The sequence below is a fragment of the Pseudomonas sp. 2848 genome, from assembly GCF_003253945.1.
Taxonomy (GTDB): Bacteria; Pseudomonadota; Gammaproteobacteria; order Pseudomonadales; family Pseudomonadaceae; genus Aquipseudomonas.
Map to the genome: position 1 here is coordinate 53,847 of NZ_QKZD01000018.1, position 21,500 is coordinate 75,346.

The following is a 21,500-nucleotide window of genomic DNA, read 5'->3' on the forward strand; positions in this document are numbered from 1 at the left end:
AATGCCATCCCTATTCGTTGAACGGTTCTATGCTTTCAGACAGGTCTCACAGTCAGGGTAGACGCGAACATGAAAGCAGGCCCGGCGGGACAACAAAAAGGCGCGGCTGCCATCGAGTTTGTCGCGGTATTCATGGTGTTTTTCGCGGTGTTCTACGGCCTGGTCAGCTACGCCTTGCCGATGCTCATGCTGCAGTCGTTCAACCAGGCCAGCAGCGAAGCGGTGCGCCGTTGCGTGGCTGTGGACCCGAGCAGCCAGACCTACGAGCTGGACGTGCAGGGGCTGGCTCGCCAGGTGATCGGCCAGCAACTGGCGTGGATGCCCAATGCGCTGGGCTTCAATGTGAATACCGATACCCGGGTTACCGTGGGCACGGACAAGGTGCTGACGGTGGTGATCGACTATCCCCGCGAACGCCTCAATCGCGTCTTGCCGACGCTGTTGCTGCCCGTGATCGGTGACGTGCCCAAGCTGCCCGCGCGGTTGCAGGCCCAGGCGAGCCTGCAACTGTGAGTGGTGGCTTGTTCGACCGCTGGTTCGCCGCGCCGACCCCCGCCCAGGTGCCCGAGGCGACACCCGCCGTGGGCCTGCAACTGTGGCTCGACGACCAGGCGCGGGTGCTGCGCCTGGCCGGCCCGCTGCGCAGCCTGCTGGCATTGCCCGGCCAGGCTGGCGCGCGGGTGCACGACTACCTTGAGCGACACAGCTGGCTGGTGCTCGAAGGCCACCCCGCCGACTGGCAGGGGCAGCCACTGGACCTGGATTTCCATACGGTCATGGGCCACGCCCTGCACACCCGCGGTTGGCTGCAACGCCACGAGCAGGGCTGGATGCTGCAACTGTTCGATATCGGCGACCTGCTCCGCGAACAGCGCTGGGATCGCCAGCGGCCGCTGCTCGGAGAGATCGGCCATGCCCTGCGCGAATGCGGCGCCGAGCGCCTGGCGCAGACGGTGCGCGAGCAGTTGCGCAGCCTCGCTGAACATTGGCAGGCCGCCGCATTGCGCCTGGTGCTGCGCGAACCGGGCGGCTGGCGCCACTTCGCCAGTAGCGACGATGCCTGGCCCTGGCCCGATGACCGTCGGTTGCGGGACAGACTGGACCAGTGGCCGGCCCACACCCTGATCGAGGTGCGCGACGACCCTGAACTGCTCGCCCTGTGCGGAGGTGCCTCGCTGTTCCTGGTGCCCTATCGGCAAGGGCTGGAGGCCGAGGCCTGGATGTTGTGCGCCGGGGCGCACCAGATGCCTGCGGTCGACATGGCCATGGCCCTGGTGCGCAGCTTGACCGAGCCGCTGCTGGTACGGCATCGCCGCCAGCAACTGCAGCACCAGGCCCATCATCTCGACGACCTGCAGCAGCAGTTGGGCGCGGGGTGGTGGGAGTGGCCGGCGCACGGCGACCTGCAGTTGGACCCGGCCCTGGCCGCGACCCTCGGGTTGGCCAGCTGTACCAGCCTGGCGCAATGGCTTGCCCGCTTGCACCCGGCCGACCGCGAGCCGGCGCAGCTGGCCCTGGACCAGGCCCGTGCCGGGCAGGCGTTGAGCCTGGGCGTGCGTCTGCTGGACCGTGACCCGCTCGCGGCGCCGCGCTGGTTCCATTGGGCCGGCCAGGGCCGGGGCGGCCAACTGCGCGGTTTCCTGCTCGATATCAGTGCCCTCAAGGCCCAGGAGCAACAGGCCGGCGCGGCCCGGGCGCGGCTGGAGAACCTGATTGCCCGCTCACCCGCGGTGATCTACGTGCAACGCTATGCCGAGGGCGCGCTGCACAGCGATTTCTACAGTGCCAGCCTGGCGCCGTTGCTGGGCTGGGAGGCCGACGGCGAACTCGCCCGTCAGCCGGGCCTGGCGGTGCACCCCGATGACCGGTCGCTGTGGCTGGAGCGCACCCGCAGCCTGCTGCGCGATGGCCTGGTGCGTTGCCGCTATCGCCTGCGTGACCACCTTGGTGGTTACCACTGGATGCTCGACGAGGCCCGCCTGCTGCGTGACGACCTCGGCCAGCCGCTGGAAGTGGTCGGCCTGTGGCTGGACATCAGCGAAGCCACCGAGGCCGCCGAGCGCATGCGCCAGAGCGAGGAACGCTATCGGGTGCTGGTGGAGGACTCGCCGGCGATGATCTGCCGCTATCGCCCGGACCTCACCGTGCTGTTCGGCAACCGGCCGTTGGCCGATTACTTGGGTTGCACGCCCGAGCAGTTGCAGGGTGCCGACCTGGGCCAATGGTTGTCCGCCGACCAGCGCGATGCATTTCTCCAGCGCCTGCGGGCACTGACGCCCGAGCAACCGGTGAGCAGCGCGGAGATCTGCCTGCAGTTGCCTGGCCGTGAGCATGCCTGGTGGGTCTGGGCCGACCGCGGCCTGTTCGACGGCGAAGGCCGCCTGCTCGAGGTGCAGGCCGTGGGCCGCGACAACACCGAGGTGCGGCGCAGCCAGCAGCAGCTGTTGCAGGGTGCCAAGATGGCCACCCTCGGCGAGTTGGCCACCGGCCTGCTGCACGAGATCAATCAACCGCTCAACGTGATGCGCATGGCGGTGGTCAATGCGCTCAAGCGCTTGGAGAACGGCGCCGCCGATCCGGCCTACCTGGAGGACAAGTTGCGTCGCATCGAGGCGCAGGTAGCGCGCGCTGCCCGGCTGGTCGAGCACATGCGCGTGTATGGCCGGCGTTCGACTGTCGAGTGCGAGCGCTTCGCCGCGTGGGGCGCGGTGCAGGGCGCCCGGGGGTTGCTCGAGGAGGGCTTGCGCGGCAAGGGCGTGGCGCTGCACCTCGAGTCGCCCGAGGCGATGCCGCAAGTGCTCGGGCATCAGGACCAGCTGGAGCAGGTGCTGATCAACCTGATGGTCAACGCCCGCGATGCCTTGCTCGAGCAACAGGTGGCGCAGCCGTGGATCCGCGTGCGTCAGGAGCTGCATGGCGAGCGGCTGTGGCTGCTGGTGGAGGACAATGCCGGCGGCATCGATGCGCGGCTGCACGAGCGCATCTTCGAACCCTTCTTCACCACCAAGCCGGCCGGTGTCGGCACCGGCCTGGGGCTATCGGTCAGCCATGGCATCGTCAGTCAGATGGGCGGCGAGCTGACAGTGAGCAACTCGCCCGAGGGTGCGTGCTTCTGCATCGACCTGCCGGTTCACTGCACCAGCTGAGCGTGGCCGCTGGAGCAACTGAGGTTGGCGCCGACCTCGGCGTTGGCCAGGTCGATGCCCAGCACCTTGAGCAAGCCGTTGACCAGTGGATCGAGCAGGGGGCTGAGCAGGTTCCTGATGATCGGCTCGAGGATGTTCTTCACCCCGTCCAGCAGGCCGGCGGTGAGCACCAGCACCTGGCCGAGGCCGCTGTTGGCAGTGGGCCTGTAGGCTTCCAGATGTACACCGGCAAGTGTGCCGGACAGGCTGCCCACCACCTGGGCCTGGTCGCTATCCATGGGCTGGAACATCGGATCCTGGCCGATATTTCGCGGTGCATGGTCGTCGGCGAAGACCAGTGGTTTTTCCGTCGGGCCGCTGCCGAGCAGCTTGGTGTCCACCCGCAGGCCGATACCGCCGCCGGCATAGGGCACGCGTGTGCCGCAGGACGGCGGCAGGATCAGCAGGCGGCTGCAGACATTGGTGCCGATATCGATGACCGGCAGGGCCTGCACTTTCACCAGGTCAGGCCCCTTGCTGAGGAAGTCGGCCGGTGAGTCGAACTTGCCGATCGCGATCCTCGCCGCCGAGCGCTGGGTGAGGGTGGTCAGGCTCTTGGGCGCGCAGCTGTAGTTGTCGGGTGGCGCCGGGCGCAGGCGGCTGGTGCCTTCAGCCACTTCGATGCCGATATCGATATGCACCTGGCTGTCCAGCAGCTTGATGTCGCTGACCTTGCACGGGATGCCCAGGGCGCAGGTCAGCGACTGCACGGTGCCCAGCAGGTTCAGGCTGAGCAGGTTGTTGAGCACGTTGGTCAAGGGCGCCGCCAGGTCCAGCACGGCATTGAGCAAACCGGCGATGCCGGTCAGCAGGGGCAGGTCCAGTGATACCAGCGCGCGGATCTGCGCGGTATGGACGCGCAACTCATCGCTGCGCGGGTCGCCTACGGCGGAGTTCTGCGGGGGCTGGATCACCTTCAGGTATACGCGGCCGTTGATCAGGCCCAGCGCGGTGATAGGGATCTCGGCATTCACCGCTTGTCGATTAGCCGCCAGCTGAATCATCGCCTGGACCAGTTGCAGCACTTGCACGTTCGCGTCCAGGCCTGCCTGGACGGTGCCGGTCTGCAGGTTGAGCAACTGACCCAGAGTGATCGGCCCTTTCAGGTCCGCGGCGAGTTTGAGCAGATTGCCGGTCACCTCCACGGCGGCGCCGCTTTGCTGCAGAACCTTGACGGCAACGTCCAGCAGCTTGTCGGCGGTGGTCTGGAGGTTCAGCAGTTGCTGGTAGTCGCCCAGGTTCAGGTGCAGGTCGGTGGACAGTGCGTCGAGGTAATCGAGCAGGTTGAGCTGGGTATCGGCGATGCCTTGCCAGCCCAGCACGGTGAGTTGCGTGCTGGCGCCGATGGCCTTCAGCAGGGCGTTGAGAATGGCCGACTGCATCGAACTGACCTGCAGCAGTGTGCTGCGAATGCTCAGCATTGCCTGGGGCGGCCCTGGGCTTGCGGCCACCGCGCTGGCGCGCAGGGTAGTGGTGCGGGCGATGGCACCGCCCTGCACCAGCGCGTAGATGCCACCGGCGAAGCTGGTGACCACCACATTGCTGACCTCGACCTTGATCGCCTCGTTGCGCTGATTGTCGGCAGTGAAGGTGCGCAGGTTGTCATTGCCGGTGCGCAGGTAGCCGCAGCTGGCGATCAGCGGGTTGAGCGGCGAATGGCCGTTGCGGGTGGCGGCGGTGCGGGCCAGGGTGGATGCCTGCGGGCCGCTGCCGGTGCAGGCGCCGTCATGCCCGGCGGCTTCCAGCGCGGCCATGTCGGCGATGCGTTGCAGCTTGCGTTGTTCGAGGTAGAGGCGGCCGCTGTCGACGGTCAGGAGCATGAACACCAGGGCCAGGCCCATGGTCAGCGCGGCCATCAGGCCGATCGCGCCGCGTTGGCGCACAACGGAACGGGGAACCACGGGCACTCCTTTGCCGGCCTGTGGCCCGGCAGCGCGGCAGCGGTGCAAGGAGTGTAGTCAAGGTGATGGCAAGTTGCCTTGATCGAAGTGCCCCGTCCCAGCGGCGCATCGCGGGGGCGGGGCAGCGGGTTTGCCCCGCGATCTGGGGCTCAATGTGGCGGGTAGTTGCTCAGTACCTGGGTCACGGTCTTCTGGATCGCCGCGTTGCGTTCCTGCGGGCTGGGTGGGTAGTTGTTCATGATCTGCTCGGCGCTGCCACGCCATACCAGCTTGCCGTCACGGCCATCGAACAGGTCGACCTGGATGGTCGCCACCTTGTAGTCGACGCTGCGGGTCTCGTTGTACATCGGCCCGCCCCAGTAGCCTCCCCAGTAACCACCCCAGGCGCCGCCGTAGTTGGTGGTGATCTGCTGTTGGCGGTCCTCGACGATCAGGTAGGCGCGCACCTTCACATCGGCCCGGGCACTGCCCTGGACCGGGCGCAGGCCACGCTGGTCGAGCTGCCCGGCGACCGCCTGGCGGATGCGCTGCTCGGTCAGGTCGCTCTTGATCCGTGGATCGTCCGGACGGTATTGCAGGGCCGGCTCCTGCCAGGCCCAACTGCGGTAGGCGGCGAAGTCGCGGCTGGCATCGAAGTCCTGCTGCACGTTGTTACTCGAACAGGCCGCCAGCAGCAGGGCGAAGGACAGAAGTACGAGACGGCGCAACATGATGGTTCTCCGTAAAGGGTCAGCTGGGAGGATAGCCGCTCATCGCCTTGCTCACCGACTCGCGCAGGGCGCTTTCGCGTTCACGCGGCGAGTCTTTGTCGCTGCCGCTTTCGGCGCTGGCGCTCCACACCGGCTGGCCGTTGCGGGCATCGAACAGGTCGATGCGCACAACCATCACCTCGACCTGGTAGGTGCGCACGATCGGCACGCTGCCATAGGCGCTATAACCATTGCGGTAGCCGCCGTAGCCGACGCTGCCATAGGGGTAGGGGCCGTAATAGGGATCGTAGTCGTAGTCGCGCACCTGGCGCAGGCGCCGCTCCAGGCGAACATCGGCGCTGACCAGCAGGTCGGCAGGGGCATTGTGGGCCGGGCGCAGGCCGTGTTGGTCGAGGGCGCTGCTGACCGCGTCGGCCAGCTGGCCCGGCGTGGCGTTCGCCAGGCCGCCGGGGGGCTGGCTGTTGCGCCAGCTCCAGCTGCGGTAACGGCCATAGTCGCGCGGTGGCGTGGGGTAGGCGCTGGCGTCGAAAGTGCCGGCGGCCTGGGGCGGTGCCGGTGGCAGCGGCTTGCCGCTGGCGACATAGGGGTTGCTGCCCTGGCAGGCGGCCAGGGCAAGGGGGAGCAGGGCCAGGCAGAACAGACGGTACGGCATGTATCCTCCTGGCGGGCGGGTCAGTGGGGTCGGCAGATCCAGTGCAGGTAACGACCCAAGCCGGCGAAGCTGGGGTGGCGCCGGTGCGCCAGCTCCATCTCCAGCAGGTCGAGTAGCTCGGCCTTGGCCTGGAACTCCTTGGGCATGTAGTCGTGGAACACCCGCACGCCGCTTTCGCTTTCGACCTGCCACATGGGATCAAGTTGCGCCTTGAGCTCGCGTGGATCAAGTGGTTTCTGTGGCGTCAGGCTCTGCTTCTCGCCGGCCAGGCGGTTGTGTCGCAGCTTGCGGAAATGCCCCTTGAGCAGGTTGCGGTAGACCAGCGCGTCGCGGTTGTAGAAGGCCAGCGACAGCCAGCCGCCCGGCGCGGTCAACTGGTGCAGCACCGGCAGGATGCTTTCGGGTTCGGCCAGCCATTCGAGCACCGCGTGGCACAGCACCAGGTCGTAGGGCTCGGTGAGCTGGCCAAGCAGGTCTTGCCAGGGCGCCTGGATGAACGTGGCCTGCTGGCCGGCCTCGGCGAAGCGCGCACGGGCGCCGTCGAGCATCGGCGCGGCGGGCTCGGCGAGGGTCAACTGGTGGCCGCGCTGGGCCAGCCACAGGGCCATGTGGCCCAGGCCGGCGCCGATGTCGAGCACCCGCAACGGGCGGTCGGGCAACGTTTCGGCCAGGTCGGCCTGGAGCACCGCCAGGCGGATCGCCCCCTTGGCGCCGCCATAGATCTTCTCGGCGAAGCGGCTGGCCAGTTCATCGAAATGACGGTCGTTCATTTGGCGAAGCGCCTTTCGCTGTCGGCGAGTTTGGCCCGCACCACCTCGTTCATGTCCAGGCCAAGCTCGCTGCACAACAGCAGCAGGTAGAGGACGATATCGCCCACTTCCTGGCCGGCGTGGGCAAGCTGGTCGGCAGGCAGCTGGCGGGACTGGTCTTCGCTCAGCCACTGGAAGATCTCCACCAGCTCGGCCATTTCGACGCTGGCGGCCATGGCCAGGTTCTTCGGGCTGTGGAAACCCCTCCAGTCGTTGGTGTCGCGGATGCGGTGCAGGCGTTCGGTCAGTTCTGGCAGGTTCATCGGGGTCTCCTCGTGGCGCATAGCTTCCGGCGAGGTTCCTTGCAAAGCAAGCCCGATCAGCGTGCGCGCCAGCTGCCAACCATGTGCACCAGCCCCCCGTGGCCATCCAGGCGCAGCTCGCCGGCCGGCCCTGCCGCGCTGGCGCTCAGCACTACCTCCGACGGCAAGCGCACCGGCTTGTGGAAGTCCACCGCGAATTCATATCCGGCTTTCGGCAGGTGACCCTGCAGCGCCGCCAGCGCCATGGCCTTGCTCCACATGCCATGGGCGATGGCCTTGGGGAAACCGAACAGACGTGCGCTGAGGCTGCTCAGGTGGATCGGGTTGTAGTCGCCGCAGACCTTGGCATAGCGCCGGCCGATGTCGCTATCGGCGTACCAGCGGGTGGTCTCGGGCAGTGCGGCGGGTGCTTCTGTGGTGGCGGTGGTGGCCTGTTGCTCTAGCTTGAGACCGCGTACCAGCATGCGGCTGGTCTCGCGCCAGAGCAGCCCGAGCCCGTCCTCCGCTTCGGTCACCAGGTCGAAAGTGCCGCCCTTTTCGTGAGGCTGCAGGTTGTCGGCGTACACCACGAAGTGCAGCCCATCGATGCCGCCCAGCGGGCGCAGCACCTGCAGGCTGTTGTGCAGGTGCACCAGCCCGAGCAGGGGGAAGGGGAAGTCGTCGCCGGTAAGCAACTGCAATTGCAGGCTGAAGGCCATGACGTGTGGGTAGGTGCCGGGCAGGCGGCCGTCATCGGCGAAGTGGCAGAGCCGACGATAGGCCGCCAGGTTGGTGCCGTCGACCCGCAGGTAGCAGCGCAGGCCTGTCTCCGGCAACTGGCTGCCACGGATCTTGCGTTTGCCCAGGGCGCGCCGGTAGAGGCTCAGACGTGAGTCGGGGCTGTGCAGATCGTGCCAGGGTCGGGTCATGGTCAGGCTCCCATCAAGGCCTGGCCACAGACCCGCAGGGCCTGGCCGTTGACCGCGCCGGAGCCCGGCTGGCTGAGCCAGGCGATGGCTTCGGCGACATCTTGCGGCAAGCCACCCTGGCCGAGCGAGCTCAGGCGTCGGCCAGCCTCGCGCAGGCCCATGGGCATGGCCGCGGTCATGTGCGTTTCGATAAAGCCCGGCGCCACGGCGTTGATACTGGCGCCCTGTTCGGCCAGGCGCGGCGCCCAGGTCTGGGCGAAACCGATCAGCCCAGCCTTGCTGGCCGCATAGTTGGACTGGCCGCGGTTGCCGGCGATGCCGCTGACCGAGGCGAGCAGGGTGATGCGCGCGTCGCGGTGCAGCTTGCCACCCTCGAACAGCGCCTGGGTCAGCACCTGCGGGGCCTTGAGGTTGACGGCCAGCACCGCGTCCCAGTATTCCGGGGTCATGTTGGCAAGGGTCTTGTCGCGGGTGATGCCGGCGTTGTGCACCACGATGTCCAGGCCTTGCGGCAGGGCATCGAGCAACTGCGCGGCGGCATCGGCGGCGCAAATGTCCAGGGCCAGGGCACGGCCACCCAGGCGCGCGGCGAGGGCGTCGAGGTCGCGCTGCGCCTGGGGCACGTCGAGCAAAGTCACTTCGGCGCCATCGCGGGCCAGGGTTTCGGCGATGGCAGCGCCGATACCGCGCGCGGCACCGGTGACCAGGGCGTGACGGCCGGCCAGCGGGCGGGTCCAGTCTTCGACCTGGGCGGCGCACGCCGACAGGCGCAGGACCTGCCCGGAAACGAAGGCGCTCTTGGGCGAGAGGAAGAAGCGCAGCGCGCCTTCGAGCTGGTCTTCGGCGCCGTCACCGACATACAAGAGGTTTGCCGTGGCGCCATTGCGCAACTCCTTGGCCAGCGAACGGCTGAAACCCTCCAGGGCGCGTTGGGCGACACTGGCTTGCGCATCGTCCAGGCTTTCCGGGGCGCGCCCCAGAATCATCACATGGGCACTGGGGGCCAGGCTGCGCAGCAAGGGCTGGAAGAATTCGCGCAACTGCTTGAGCGCATCGCTGTCGGACAAGTGACTGGCATCGAACACCACGGCTTTGAGTTTCGGCCCCAGGCCCGCGACCCAGGCGGGGGCGTCGAGCGCTTCGGCGTCGAAGCCATAGCAATCGGCGGTCAGGCGTGGGGCGATTGCCGCCACCTGGCTGGCCAGCGGGCCGCCACCGAGCACCAGCGCGCCCTCGATGGGGCGCAGGCGCCCGGCCTGCCAGCGCTCCAGCGGCACCGGGCGCGGCATGCCGAGGGCATCGACCAGTTTGCGGCCAAGGGTGGAGTTGGCAAAGCCCAGATAGCGGTCGCTCATGTACGGTTCTCCCTGAAGGCAAGCATGCAAGTGTGGACCAACTTTGTGGCAGGGTCGTTCGAATAGCCGAAAAGAACCTAGTCTTAAGGCTCAAATTGTTTCAGGAGGAACAGGCATGCAGTCAATTCGCCGGGTCGCGATCCTGGGGGGCAACCGGATTCCCTTCGCCCGCTCCAATGGCGCCTACGCCAAGGCCAGCAACCAGGCGATGCTCACCGCCGCCCTCGAAGGCCTGGTGGAGCGCTACCGCCTGCATGGGCTGCGCCTGGGCGAGGTCGCGGCGGGGGCGGTGCTCAAGCACTCGCGTGACATGAACCTGACCCGCGAGTGCGTGCTCGGCTCGCGCTTGTCGCCGCAGACGCCGGCCTACGATATCCAGCAGGCCTGCGGCACCGGGCTGGAGGCGGCGTTGCTGGTGGCCAACAAGATCGCCCTGGGGCAGATCGACAGTGGCATCGCTGGCGGCGTCGACACTACCTCGGACGCCCCCATCGCCGTGAGCGAAGGGCTGCGCCAGATCCTGCTGCAGGCCAACCGTGGCAAGAGCCTTGGCGAGCGTCTCAAGCCTTTCCTCAAGTTGCGTCCGGGCCTGCTCAAACCCGAGCTGCCGCGCAACGGCGAGCCGCGCACGGGGCTGTCGATGGGCGAGCATTGCGAGCGTATGGCGCAAACCTGGCAGATCGAGCGTGGTGACCAGGATGCGCTGGCGCTGCTCAGCCACCAGCACCTGGCGGCGTCCTATCGCGAGGGGTGGCACGACGACCTGCTCACGCCTTACCTGGGCCTGACCCGCGACAACAACCTGCGCACCGACCTCACCCTGGAACAGCTGGCCAAGCTCAAGCCGGTGTTCGAGCGCAGCGGCCTAGGCACGCTCACGCCGGGCAACTCCACGCCGCTGACCGATGGCGCCTCGCTGGTGCTGCTCGGCAGCGAGGCCTGGGCTGAGGAACATGGCCTCAAGGTGCAGGCCTACTTGGTCGACGGCGAGGCGGCGGCGGTGGATTTCGTCCATGGCCAGGAGGGCCTGCTGATGGCGCCGGTGTACGCGGTGCCACGGCTGCTGGCACGCAACGGCCTGACCTTGCAGGACTTCGATTTCTACGAAATCCACGAAGCCTTTGCCGCCCAGGTGCTGTGCACTCTCAAGGCCTGGGAAGATGCCGACTACTGCCGCACACGGCTGGGGCTCGATGCGCCGCTCGGTGCGATTGACCGTACCAGGTTGAACGTGAAGGGCAGTTCGCTGGCTGCAGGGCACCCGTTCGCCGCGACGGGCGGGCGGATTCTGGCGAACATGGCCAAGCTGCTCAGCGAGCGGGGCAAGGGGCGCGGCCTGATCTCCATCTGCGCGGCGGGCGGACAGGGGGTGACGGCGATCATCGAGCGATAGGTTCGGCGTTGACTGCGATGGCTGATACCCTTGTCCGTCCCGAGACACCAGGCCCCATCATGTCGACTATCGGCCCGCGCCCCATCCCCACGCTGGACCACTTGCCCAGGCCGCTCTACGCCCGCGCCGAGAGCCTCGGCGCCGGCTCCTGGACCACCCGCCACCGCCACGACTGGGTGCAGTTCTCCTACGCCATCAGCGGGGTGCTTGGCGTGTACACCAGCGACGGCAGCTACTTCGCCCCACCGCAATGGGGCGTGTGGATCCCGGCCGGTACCGAGCACGAGGTGGTGACCTCGATGCGGGCCGAGATGCGCAGCCTGTATGTACGCAGCGATGCCTGCCCATGGTCGCCCAGCGAATGCCGGGTGCTGGAGGTCACGCCGCTGGCGCGCGAGCTGATCAAGCAGTTCTGCACCTTCGTGGTGGCCTATCCGGAAGGCGACAGTGCCGAGGCGCGGCTGGTGGCGGTGTTGCTGGACCAGCTGCGCACCCTGCCGCAGGTGGGCTTCTCGCTGCCATTGCCGCGCCATCCGGGTTTGCTGGCGCTGTGCAACGGGCTGATCGCCGCGCCCGACCAGGTGCAGACCTTGCAGCAGTGGGCCGTGCAACTGGGGGTGTCGGAAAAGACCCTGATGCGCCTGTTCCAGCGCGAGACGGGGCTGAGCTTTCGCAACTGGCGCCAGCGCATGCGCCTGTTGACGTCGCTGGCGCTGCTGGAGGCGGGGGAGAGCGTCACCCAGGCGGCGCTGGGCTGTGGCTATGACTCGACCTCGGCCTACATTGCCGCGTTCAAGCAGTTGTTCGGGGCGACGCCGGGGGAGCTTCGCCTGTAGTCGGTAGAAGGCCGGTCGGTGGGCAACCGCGCATCTACAAGAGCGCGCGTGCCCACCGACGGCGACTCAGGTCCTGAACCTGCGCACCAGCGCATCCAGCTCGTTGGACAACCCGGCCAGGCTCTCGGAGTCCTGGCGCGCCGCCTGGGCCAGTTCCGCCACCAGTTGCGCATCGCCATGGATCTGGCTGATGTGGCGGTTGATGTCCTCGGCCACCTGGTGCTGTTCCTCGGCGGCGGTGGCGATCTGGGTGTTCATGTCGCGGATGACATCCACCGATTCGCGGATCTGGCCGAAGCTGTCGCGGGCCAGGCCGATACGGCTGACCGACTGCTGCGACACCTCGATGCTGGCGTGCATCTGTTCGGCCACCTGGGCGGTGCGGCTGGCCAGGTTGCCGAGCAGGCCGTCGATCTCGGCGGTGGAGTCGGCGGTGCGCTTGGCCAGGGCGCGGACTTCGTCGGCGACCACGGCAAAGCCGCGGCCCTGCTCACCGGCGCGTGCGGCCTCGATGGCGGCGTTGAGCGCCAGCAGGTTGGTCTGTTCGGCTATCGAGCGGATGGTGCCGAGGATCGACTGGATGGCATTGCTGTCGCGTTCCAGCTGCTGGATCGACTGCGCCGACTGCTCGATTTCCTGGCTCAGGCGATCGACGCTCTGCACCGCCGCGTCGATCTGCTGCTGCCCTTCGCGGGCCTGCTGCTGGCCGCTGTCGGCCGATTGCGCGGCCTGGCTGCAGGAACGGGCCACTTCGTTGGCGGTGGCGACCATCTCATGGAAGGCGGTGGACACCATGTCCACCGCCTCGCGCTGGCGCCCGGCGGCTTCGGCCATGTCGCCGGAGACGCGGGTCGAGCTGTTGGAGGTGCTGAGGATCTTGCTCGCCGCACCGCCGATGTGCTGGATCAGGCTGCGGATGGCGCCGAGGAACTGGTTGAACCAGCTGGCCAGCTGGGCGGTTTCGTCGCGGCCGCGAATCTCCAGGTTGCGGGTCAGGTCGCCTTCACCCTGGGCGATGTCCTCCAGGCCGCTGGTGACGCTGTTGATCGGGCGCACGATGAGCTTGGCGAACGCCGCGCCCACCACGGCGAACACGGCGGCCAGGATCAACGCGACGACGCCGATCAGCCAGGTAAGACGGGTGGTGGTCTGCATCACCTCGTCTTGCTGGATCAGGCCGATGAAGGTCCAGCCCAGTTTCTCGTCGGGGTAGACGTTGGCCATGTAGCGCTCGCCGTTCAACTGCACTTCGGCCAGGCCCTTGCCGGCCTTGGCCAGCTCGGCGTAGCCGTCGCCCAGGCTGGCGAGCTGCTTGAAATTGTGGCTGGCGTCGCGCGGATCGACCATCACGTTGCCATTGTTTTCCATGAGGATCAGGTAGCCGCTCTCGCCCAGCTTGATCTGCTTGACGATCTCGGTCAGGCCCTTGAGCGACACATCGATGTTGACCACGCCGCCCGGGTTGCCCAGCGTGTTGGCCACGGCGCGCACGGTGCTGACCAGCACGGCGTCGTCGCCGGCCCAGTAGTAGGGCGCGGTGCGCAGGGTCTTGCCGGGGTTGGCCATGGCCGCTTGGTACCAGGGGCGGGTGCGCGGGTCGTAGTTGGCCATTTTCGGATCGCCCGGCCAGAACGCGTAGCCGCCGTCCTTCAGGCCGTAGGACACATAGGCGTAGTCCGGGTGGCTCTGGGCCAGGCGGCTGAACAGGTCGAACAGCGCCTTGTCCTGCTCGCCGGGGGCGATGTTGGCGGCATCGGCGCTGATGTGCTTCTTGACGTTGTCAGCCGCGGCCGCCACCAGGGGTTGCGCGGCCAGGTAGTCGACGTTCTGGGTGATGCCCTGGAAGAAGATGTCCATGGCGTTGCCGACCTGGCGAATCTCCCGGCTGCTGTTGTCGAGAAAATCGTCGCGGGCTTCGCCGCGCAGGTTGAGCACCACCAGGGTGGCGACCAGGACGATGGGCAGGCCGGCGATGATGGCGAAGGCCCAGGTGAGTTTCTGCTTGATGTTCATCCACGCTCCCAGAGTTGTTCTTGTCGTTGCACGAGGCTGTAACAGTGCATCGGCAAAGCCTGGGCTTTATGTAGGCGAACGCCCGTATTTATTGGGTGAAAAGGCTTTTCAAGGGGATATCGGTCGGGTCTGGCTAATATGGCATACCAAAAGGTGTCCGCAGGAGCTCCCGCTCCCGCAGACGTCGCCCTCAGTGACAGCAGCCGCTGCCATTGGCCAGGTCCTTGAGGATCGGGCAGTCCGGGCGGTCATCGCCTTGGCAGTGGGCCACCAGCTCACCGAGGGTGTCGCGCAGGCTCACCAACTCCTCGATGCGCTGGTTCAGCGCGTCGATATGCTGCATGGCCAGGGCCTTCACGTCGGCGCTGGCGCGCTGGCGGTCCTGCCACAGGGTCAGCAGCTTGGCGACTTCGTCCAGGGAGAAGCCCAGGTCCCGCGAGCGTTTGATAAACGCAAGGCTGTGCAGGTCTTCCTGCTGGTACAGGCGATAGCCGCTTTCGCTGCGCGTGGCGGGGCGCAACAGTCCGATGGACTCGTAGTAGCGGATCATCTTGGCGCTGAGCCCGCTGCGGCGGGCGGCCTGGCCGATGTTCATGGCGCCTCCTGGTCGATGGCGGTGGGTTTCCAGGTTTTCAGCCACAGGGCGTTGCTGACCACACTGACGCTGGACAGGGCCATGGCGGCGCCGGCCAGTACCGGGTTGAGGTAACCGAGGGCGGCCAGGGGGATGCCGACCAGGTTGTAGATGAAGGCCCAGAACAGGTTCTGGCGGATCTTCGCATAGGTCTTGCGGCTGATGTCCAATGCCGCGGGCACCAGGCGCGGATCACCGCGCATCAGGGTGATGCCGGCGGCCTGCATGGCCACGTCGGTGCCGCCGCCCATGGCGATGCCGATATCGGCTGCGGCCAGTGCCGGGGCGTCGTTGATGCCGTCGCCGACCATAGCCACCACGCCTTCCTGTTTGAGCGCGGCGACTGTAGCTGCCTTGTCCGCCGGCAGCACTTCGGCATGCACGTCATCGATGCCCAAGGCGTCGGCCACCACCTTGGCGCTGCCACGGTTGTCGCCTGTCAGCAGGTGGCTGCTGATGCCACGCGCATGCAGCGCGTCGATGGCCGCGCCGGCGCCGGGCTTGAGGCTGTCGCCGAAGGCGAACAGGCCGAGCACGCGTGGCTGCTGGCCGCGTTCGATCAACCAGGACAGCGTGCGACCCTCGGCTTCCCAGGCCTGCGCACTGTCGGCCAGGTCGCCCGGCGGCAGGCTGTTTTCATCGAGCAGGCGACGGTTGCCCAGGGCCAGTTCACGGCCATCCACCTGGCCGGCGATGCCGCGACCGGTGAGGGACTGGCTGTCAGCCACCTGCGGCACGTGCAGGCCTTGTTCGGCGCAGGCGTCGAGTACCGCCTTGGCCAATGGGTGCTCGCTGCCGCGTTGCAGGGCGCCGGCCAGGCGCAGTAATTCGCCGTTGTCGCCGCTGCTGGCCCGGCTGTGGACTATGCGCGGGCTGCCCGAGGTGAGCGTGCCGGTCTTATCGAACACCACGCTGTTCACCGCATGGGCACGCTCCAGTGCTTCGGCGTCCTTGATCAGGATGCCGTGGCGGGCGGCGACGCCGGTGCCGGCCATGATTGCGGCGGGCGTGGCCAGGCCGAGGGCGCACGGGCAGGCGATGACCAGCACGGCGACGGCATTGATCAGGGCGGTTTCCAGCGGCGCGCCGGCCAGCCACCAGCCGACCAGGGTGATCAGCGCCAGCACCAGTACCGTCGGCACGAACACCTGGCTGACCCGGTCGACCAGCTTCTGGATGGGCGCCTTGGCCGCCTGGGCGTCCTCGACCAGGCGGATGATGCGGGCGAGCACGGTCTCGGTGCCCAGGGCCAGGGTTTTTACCAGCAGCCGGCCTTCGCCGTTGATGGCCCCACCGGTTACCGAGTCGCCAGGCGCCTTGGGCACGGGCAGGCTTTCGCCGCTGATCAACGCCTCATCGGCATGGCTGCTGCCTTCGAGCACTTCACCATCGACCGGGAAGCGCTCGCCGGGTTTGACCAGCACCCGGTCGCCCAGGCGCAACTGACTGATCGCCACCTCTTCCTCGCGCCCTTCGATGATCCGCACCGCCCGTTCCGGGCGCAGCGCTTCCAGCGCCCGGATGGCGCTGGCTGTCTGGCGCTTGGCGCGGCTTTCCAGGTACTTGCCCAGCAGCACCAGGGCGATGACCACCGCCGAGGCTTCGAAATACAGGTGCGGCTCCATGCCGTCGTGGGCGTTGGCCCATTGGTACAGGCTCAGGCCGTAGCCGGCGCTGGTGCCCAGGGCGACCAGCAGGTCCATGTTGCCGGCACCGGCGCGCACGGCCTTCCAGGCAGCGACATAGAAGCGCGCGCCGAGGATGAACTGCACCGGCGTGGCCAGCAGGAACTGCGCCCAGGCCGGCAGCATCCAGTGCACACCGAAGGGTTGCGCCAGCATCGGCAATACCAATGGCAGGGCCAGCAGCAGGGCGGCGCCGACCGCCAGGCGTTCGTTGCGCAGGCGGCGTTGGGCTTGGGCCTGGTCATCGTCGGCGGTGCGCGGAAGGCTGGCGCTGTAGCCGGCCTTTTCCACCGCGGCGATCAACACGCCGGCATCGACGGCCTGCAGGACTTCGAGGTGAGCGCGTTCGCTGGCCAGGTTGACGCTGACTTGCTCGACCCCCGGCAGCTTGCCGAGGGCGCGTTCGACACGGCCGGCGCAGCTGGCGCAGGTCATGCCGCCGATCTGCAGTTCGAGGGTGCGGGTGGGAACGCTGTAACCGGCGTCGCGCACCGCGCCGACCAATGCCGGCAGGCTGTCGGCCGGCGCCTGGACCCGGGCCTGCTCGGTGGCCAGGTTGACGCTGACATGTTCGGTGCCGGTGACCTTGCGCAGGGCGCGTTCGACCCGACCTGCGCAACTGGCGCAGGTCATGCCGCTGATCGGCAGGTCGAAGGTGGTGGATGCGGGCATGGCTCTCTCCTCCGTGGATAGGCCTTCAGCATCAACCTTGCCATGCGGGCAAGGTCAATAGCCCAGGTTGGCTTGCCTCAATTCCAGGCCCTTGTGCCCTGTGGCGATGCGGTACTTCTTGATCTGCCCCGCCTGCAACGTCAGGCGCGTGCTGCGTTGGTCCTCGATACCCGGGGCGCAACCGGGCATCTGCCCGGGGAGCAGGCGCAAGCGTACATCGACAGGGCCCGGTGGCAGGTTGAACGAGGTCGATTGCTCCTGGAACAGCCGGCCGGCCAACTGATCGTTGAGGTAGATACCGATCTCGCAACTGCTGGCCACTTCCAGGCGTTCCCGGGAAATCATCAGCACGCTGTAGTCCGAGTTGCCTTCGGCGCTGGCCGGTGGCACCACGGCCAGCGCGCCCAGCAGTCCGACTAGGCTCATTGCTGCCCTGATCATGAAGAATCTCCTGCTTGCCAAAATCGTCAAAGGCGCAGCTTGGCCGAGCCGCGCTCGGATTTCCAGCCCGGCCGTTTGACGCGGAACTTGACCTTGCCCCGATGGCAAGGCTGAAAGTGGACAAAACCCACAAGGAGGCAACCCCTATGCAAGTGTTCAATGTACAAGGCATGACCTGTGGCCATTGCGTGAAAGGCGTGACCCGTGCGGTGCAGGAGCAGGACGCCGCGGCGCGGGTGGAAGTGGACCTGGCGGCGAAGCAGGTGCGGGTGGACAGTGCGCTGGCGGCGGATCAGATCCTGGCGGCGATTCGTGAAGAGGGCTATCAGGCCGAGGTGGCCTGAACGGCTGGATTGTCCAGCTAAAGCATTTCTGTAGAAGCGGGCTGCCCGGGCAAGTCCGCGTCTACAGAAATGCAGGCCAATTATTACAAAGGTTTTCAACGCCCAATGATCCAGTGCAGGTAGACTAACCGACTTGCTTAGCCTGCTATGGATTCTCCATGAACCTGCGAACCTTGCTGATTCTCGGCGCCCTCAGTGCGTTCGGGCCTTTGGCGATCGACTTCTATCTACCCGCCTTCCCGGCCATGGCGCATGCCTTCGCCACCGACGAAAAGCATGTGCAGACGACCCTGGCCGCCTACTTCCTCGGCCTTTCCCTGGGCCAGCTGGCCTATGGGCCAGTGGCCGACCGATTCGGCCGGCGCATCCCGCTGCTGTTCGGGGTGGGCCTTTTTACCGTGGCCTCCCTGGCCTGCGCCTATGCTCCCAACCTCGACAGCCTGATCGTGGCGCGCTTCGTCCAGGCTTTGGGTGGCTGCGCCGGCATGGTGCTGTCGCGGGCGATCGTCAGCGACAAGTGCGACGCGGTGGCCTCGGCCAAGGTGTTCTCGCAATTGATGTTGGTGATGGGCCTGGCACCGATCCTCGCGCCGATGCTCGGTGGCGTGCTGGTCAATGTGTCTGGTTGGCAGTCGATTTTCCTCGCCCTGAGCCTGTTCAGCGCGGCCTGCCTGGTGGCCGTCGGCCTGGGACTGCCGGAGAGCCTGCCGGCACATGTGCCGCGCCAGCCCTTGTCGGGGGCGCTGCGCCAGTACCTGCGGCTGTTCGGTGACCGGGTGTTTGTCGGCCATGCGTTGACCGGCGGCATCGCCATCGCCGGGATGTTCGCCTACATCGCCGGTTCACCGTTCGTGTTCATCAAGTTGTACGGGGTGCCCGCCGAGCACTATGGCTGGTTGTTCGGCACCAACGCCGCAGGCTTCATCCTGATGGCCCAGGTCAATGCGCGTCTGCTGGCCAAGCGTGGCCCGGCGTTCCTGCTGGCGCGGGCAGTGTGGCTGTACCTGGTGGCGGCGCTGGCGCTGCTGCTGGTCGCGGCGCTGCGCCCAGCGCAGTTGTGGCCGTTGCTGGTGCCGTTGTTCATATGCATCGCCAGCCTTGGTTGCATCATCCCCAACGCCTCGGCCTGCGCCATGAGCGGGCAGGGCACGCGGGCCGGCAGCGCCTCGGCGCTGATGGGCTGCCTGCAGTTCAGCGTCGCCGCGGGTGCGGCAGCGCTGGTCGGGGTGCTGCACGATGGCAGCGCGGTGCCCATGGCGCTGGTGATCAGCCTGTGCGGCGCGCTGGTGGTCAGTGTCGCAATGCTGACCCGGCGGCTGCAGGCCAGCCGGCCTGCGTGAGCGGGTGGGGCGCGTTCAGGCGCGCCTCGAGCAGGGCGACGAATGACCGCGCCTCGGCCTCGTTGCGGAAACTCACCACATGCTGGTCGAGCTGGACTTGCCAGGGGCAAGCGGGATTTCGGTTCGACGCACTGACGACAATCTTCATCGCGATTCACCTCCAGTGAGCGGGAGCGAATCCAGTGTAGCGCCGCCACCCGCGCTCGCCATGACCAGGATCAGTCCCCTGACTGACGGTCATGGTGGCCTGAAGTAGGGAGACCTTCTGTTTTGCAGGGCAGAAGTTTTCACCGTGGCTATCGGACTTTTCCAGCTTCTTGATCATCACTACCAGCCACGTTCCTGGCGCAGCCACAGTAGAACGGGGGCATAAGCCGCGTCTGCGGCGTGGCGCACTGACAGACGCACCTTCCAGAACGGTGCTCGGGGGACCAACGACGACCCATTCCGAGCATGCCGCCCTCAAGGCGAGCCCCCTCCAGCGGCTTATACTGCCTCAGGCGCCCAATGCCAGCGTGAGATCTTTCCTGGCCTGGCGCTGAACATCCGGCATACGAACAATCCCGTGCTTGCCCGCACAGGCGGCAGGGCGTCGGCGCTTATCGCCGCCAGACGGGTTACATCAGGGAGCTTCAGTTTCATGACCGCAGTCCGCAGCATCAGTCAGGTTGCCAGCCTGATGGCCGAACCCAAGCGCAGCGCCATGTTGTGGGCGTTGATCGATGGCACCCCGCGTGCGGCGGACGAGCTTGCCGTGATCACCGGCCTGAGCACTTCCTCGGCCTGCGCGCATCTGTCGCTGCTGTCCAGTGCCGGCTTGCTCAGGCACGAGGCGCGTGGGCGCAAACGCTTCTTCCGCCTGGCAACGCCGGAGGTCGGCACCGCGGTGGAGGCCCTTGCCAGCGTCCAGTTGGCCAGCCGCTCAGCCGGGGGGCAGGGCTCCTCGCTGCAAATCCCCATGTCGATGCGCAAGGCGCGCCTGTGCGGCGACCATCTGGGCGGCGAGGTGGCTGCTGCGCTGCTGCATCGGCTGCATGTGGCCGGTTGGTTGGAGGGCAGCGAACAGCAACTGGTCGTAAGCCAGGAGGGCAAGGGGCAACTGGAGGCGCTGGGGGTATTCATTGACGCACTGGCCGCCGCCGACCGGCGTGGCTGCGTGATCTGCCACTGCAGCAAGTGGGACGATCAGGGCCCGCATCTGGGCGGTTACCTGGGCAAGGCGTTGCTCAGGCTGTTTACCCAGTCGGGCTGGGTGCGTGAGCAGGAGGGCAGCCGGGCGGTTCACCTTACACCGCTCGGCCAGCAGCAGATCAACGCGATCGCCTGCCTGCCCTCGCGCCAGGCCGGTTAGCGCAACAGGCGTGCGTCCAGGCTGTTCTGCGCCAGGCGGCGTGCCTGGTCCTGGGTCATGCCCAGGTGCTCGTGCAGGGCATGGAAGTTTTCGGTGACGTAGCCGCCGAAGTAGGCCGGGTCATCGGAGTTGACCGTGACCTTCACACCACGCTCGAGCATGTCGAGGATGTTGTGTTGGCTCATGTGGTCGAACACGCACAGCTTGGTGTTGGACAGCGGGCAGACGGTCAACGGGATCTGCTCGTCGATGATGCGCTGCATCAGGCGTTCGTCCTCGATGGCGCGCACGCCGTGGTCGATACGCTGGATCTTGAGCAAGTCGAGTGCCTCCCAGATGTATTCGGGCGGGCCTTCCTCGCCGGCATGGGCCACGGTCAGGAAGCCTTCGCTGCGGGCGCGGTCGAAGACGCGCTGGAACTTGCTGGGCGGATGACCTTTTTCCGAGCTGTCCAGGCCTACGGCGACGAATGCGTCGCGGAAGGGCAGGGCCTGGTCGAGGGTCTGCTGCGCCTCGTCCTCGCTCAGGTGGCGCAGGAAGCTGAGGATCAAACCACTGGAGATGCCAAGCTGTTCACGGCCATCCTTGAGTGCGCCGGTGATGCCATTGAGCACCACCTCGAACGGGATGCCCCGGTCGGTGTGGGTCTGGGGGTCGAAGAACGGCTCGGTGTGGACAACGTTCTGCGCCTTGCAGCGTTGCAGGTAGGCCCAGGTCAGGTCGTAGAAATCCTGCTCGGTACGCAAGACGCCGGCGCCCTGGTAATAGAGGTCGAGGAATTCCTGCAGGTTGTTGAAGGCATAGGCGCCGCGCAGGGTTTCGACATCGGCCCAGGGCAGCGCGACCTTGTTGCGTTCGGCAAGGGCGAACAGCAGTTCAGGCTCCAGTGAGCCCTCCAGGTGCATGTGCAGTTCCGCCTTGGGCAAGGCGTTCAGCCAGTCATACATGTGTGCAATCTCGATCAGGTACGGTTGGCCGCCATTCTACAGGGCCTGGCTGGGCAATGCG

The 21,500-nt window shown here is 67.0% G+C and carries 19 protein-coding genes and 1 pseudogene; 7 read left to right on the forward strand and 13 right to left on the reverse strand.

Annotation, left to right across the window (positions count from 1 at the left end; genetic code table 11):
• The first annotated feature begins 69 nt into the window (after window positions 1-69).
• Window positions 70-513: a TadE family protein gene (locus tag DFS21_RS24975; protein WP_023632045.1), complete on the forward strand. Its 444-nt coding sequence runs from the start codon at window positions 70-72 to the stop codon at window positions 511-513.
• Window positions 510-3,146, forward strand: a complete 2,637-nt coding sequence (locus DFS21_RS24980; RefSeq protein WP_256591620.1) for a PAS domain-containing sensor histidine kinase — start codon at window positions 510-512, stop codon at window positions 3,144-3,146. The genes DFS21_RS24975 and DFS21_RS24980 overlap by 4 nt, the downstream gene beginning before the upstream one ends.
• Here the strand turns inward: DFS21_RS24980 and DFS21_RS24985 are convergent.
• The 7 genes from DFS21_RS24985 to DFS21_RS25015 form a co-directional block, all read right to left on the reverse strand.
• Window positions 3,131-5,086 (reverse strand): pilus assembly protein TadG-related protein, encoded by a 1,956-nt coding sequence (locus tag DFS21_RS24985; protein WP_256591622.1) that lies wholly within the window; start codon window positions 5,084-5,086, stop codon window positions 3,131-3,133. The genes DFS21_RS24980 and DFS21_RS24985 overlap by 16 nt on opposite strands.
• Window positions 5,087-5,235: 149 nt before the next feature.
• Window positions 5,236-5,796 (reverse strand): DUF4136 domain-containing protein, encoded by a 561-nt coding sequence (locus DFS21_RS24990; RefSeq protein WP_023630953.1) that lies wholly within the window; start codon window positions 5,794-5,796, stop codon window positions 5,236-5,238.
• 19 nt (window positions 5,797-5,815) lie between these two features.
• On the reverse strand, window positions 5,816-6,448 hold the full coding sequence (locus DFS21_RS24995; protein WP_111533365.1) for a DUF4136 domain-containing protein: 633 nt from the start codon (window positions 6,446-6,448) through the stop codon (window positions 5,816-5,818).
• Window positions 6,449-6,468: 20 nt separating this feature from the next.
• On the reverse strand, window positions 6,469-7,218 hold the full coding sequence (locus DFS21_RS25000; RefSeq protein ID WP_046854140.1) for a methyltransferase domain-containing protein: 750 nt from the start codon (window positions 7,216-7,218) through the stop codon (window positions 6,469-6,471).
• Window positions 7,215-7,520, reverse strand: coding sequence for a MazG-like family protein (locus DFS21_RS25005; protein WP_111533383.1), 306 nt, complete (start codon window positions 7,518-7,520; stop codon window positions 7,215-7,217). Before DFS21_RS25005 ends, DFS21_RS25000 begins: the two co-directional genes overlap by 4 nt.
• Window positions 7,521-7,576: 56 nt before the next feature.
• On the reverse strand, window positions 7,577-8,428 hold the full coding sequence (locus DFS21_RS25010) for a MaoC/PaaZ C-terminal domain-containing protein (RefSeq protein WP_111533367.1): 852 nt from the start codon (window positions 8,426-8,428) through the stop codon (window positions 7,577-7,579).
• 2 nt (window positions 8,429-8,430) lie between these two features.
• On the reverse strand, window positions 8,431-9,783 hold the full coding sequence (locus DFS21_RS25015; RefSeq protein ID WP_111533369.1) for a 3-oxoacyl-ACP reductase: 1,353 nt from the start codon (window positions 9,781-9,783) through the stop codon (window positions 8,431-8,433).
• 115 nt (window positions 9,784-9,898) lie between these two features.
• Between DFS21_RS25015 and DFS21_RS25020 the strand changes: the two genes are divergently transcribed.
• Window positions 9,899-11,176, forward strand: coding sequence for an acetyl-CoA C-acetyltransferase (locus tag DFS21_RS25020; protein WP_110703765.1), 1,278 nt, complete (start codon window positions 9,899-9,901; stop codon window positions 11,174-11,176).
• Between the two features lie 59 nt (window positions 11,177-11,235).
• Window positions 11,236-12,012 carry a helix-turn-helix transcriptional regulator gene (locus tag DFS21_RS25025; RefSeq protein ID WP_110703766.1) on the forward strand — a complete coding sequence of 259 codons (777 nt, stop codon included), beginning with the start codon at window positions 11,236-11,238 and terminating at the stop codon, window positions 12,010-12,012.
• A 66-nt stretch (window positions 12,013-12,078) separates the two neighbouring features.
• Here DFS21_RS25025 and DFS21_RS27440 read toward each other — a convergent pair whose 3' ends face one another.
• From DFS21_RS27440 to DFS21_RS25045, 5 genes and pseudogenes are all read right to left on the reverse strand, one after another.
• Entirely contained in the window at window positions 12,079-12,846 is a 768-nt protein-coding gene (locus DFS21_RS27440) for a methyl-accepting chemotaxis protein (protein ID WP_371918344.1), read from the reverse strand.
• A gap of 90 nt (window positions 12,847-12,936) precedes the next feature.
• Window positions 12,937-14,025: pseudogene (locus DFS21_RS27445) on the reverse strand (cache domain-containing protein); the annotation flags it as partial.
• 190 nt (window positions 14,026-14,215) lie between these two features.
• Window positions 14,216-14,620: a Cu(I)-responsive transcriptional regulator gene (gene cueR / locus DFS21_RS25035; RefSeq protein WP_023631307.1), complete on the reverse strand. Its 405-nt coding sequence runs from the start codon at window positions 14,618-14,620 to the stop codon at window positions 14,216-14,218.
• Complete coding sequence (locus tag DFS21_RS25040) at window positions 14,617-17,016, reverse strand: heavy metal translocating P-type ATPase (protein ID WP_111533372.1); 2,400 nt, start codon at window positions 17,014-17,016, stop codon at window positions 14,617-14,619. The genes cueR and DFS21_RS25040 overlap by 4 nt, the downstream gene beginning before the upstream one ends.
• Before the next feature lie 54 nt (window positions 17,017-17,070).
• Complete coding sequence (locus tag DFS21_RS25045) at window positions 17,071-17,457, reverse strand: hypothetical protein (RefSeq protein WP_023632214.1); 387 nt, start codon at window positions 17,455-17,457, stop codon at window positions 17,071-17,073.
• A gap of 146 nt (window positions 17,458-17,603) precedes the next feature.
• Between DFS21_RS25045 and DFS21_RS25050 the strand changes: the two genes are divergently transcribed.
• The 3 genes from DFS21_RS25050 (at window position 17,604) to DFS21_RS25065 (ending at window position 20,492) form a co-directional block, all read left to right on the forward strand.
• Complete coding sequence (locus tag DFS21_RS25050; RefSeq protein ID WP_023632213.1) at window positions 17,604-17,801, forward strand: heavy-metal-associated domain-containing protein; 198 nt, start codon at window positions 17,604-17,606, stop codon at window positions 17,799-17,801.
• Between the two features lie 158 nt (window positions 17,802-17,959).
• On the forward strand, window positions 17,960-19,141 hold the full coding sequence (locus DFS21_RS25055; protein ID WP_111533374.1) for a multidrug effflux MFS transporter: 1,182 nt from the start codon (window positions 17,960-17,962) through the stop codon (window positions 19,139-19,141).
• Between the two features lie 640 nt (window positions 19,142-19,781).
• Window positions 19,782-20,492, forward strand: coding sequence for a helix-turn-helix transcriptional regulator (locus DFS21_RS25065; RefSeq protein WP_110703779.1), 711 nt, complete (start codon window positions 19,782-19,784; stop codon window positions 20,490-20,492).
• Here DFS21_RS25065 and DFS21_RS25070 read toward each other — a convergent pair.
• On the reverse strand, window positions 20,489-21,439 hold the full coding sequence (locus DFS21_RS25070; protein ID WP_110703781.1) for an adenosine deaminase: 951 nt from the start codon (window positions 21,437-21,439) through the stop codon (window positions 20,489-20,491). The genes DFS21_RS25065 and DFS21_RS25070 overlap by 4 nt on opposite strands.
• Between the last annotated feature and the right edge of the window lie 61 nt (window positions 21,440-21,500).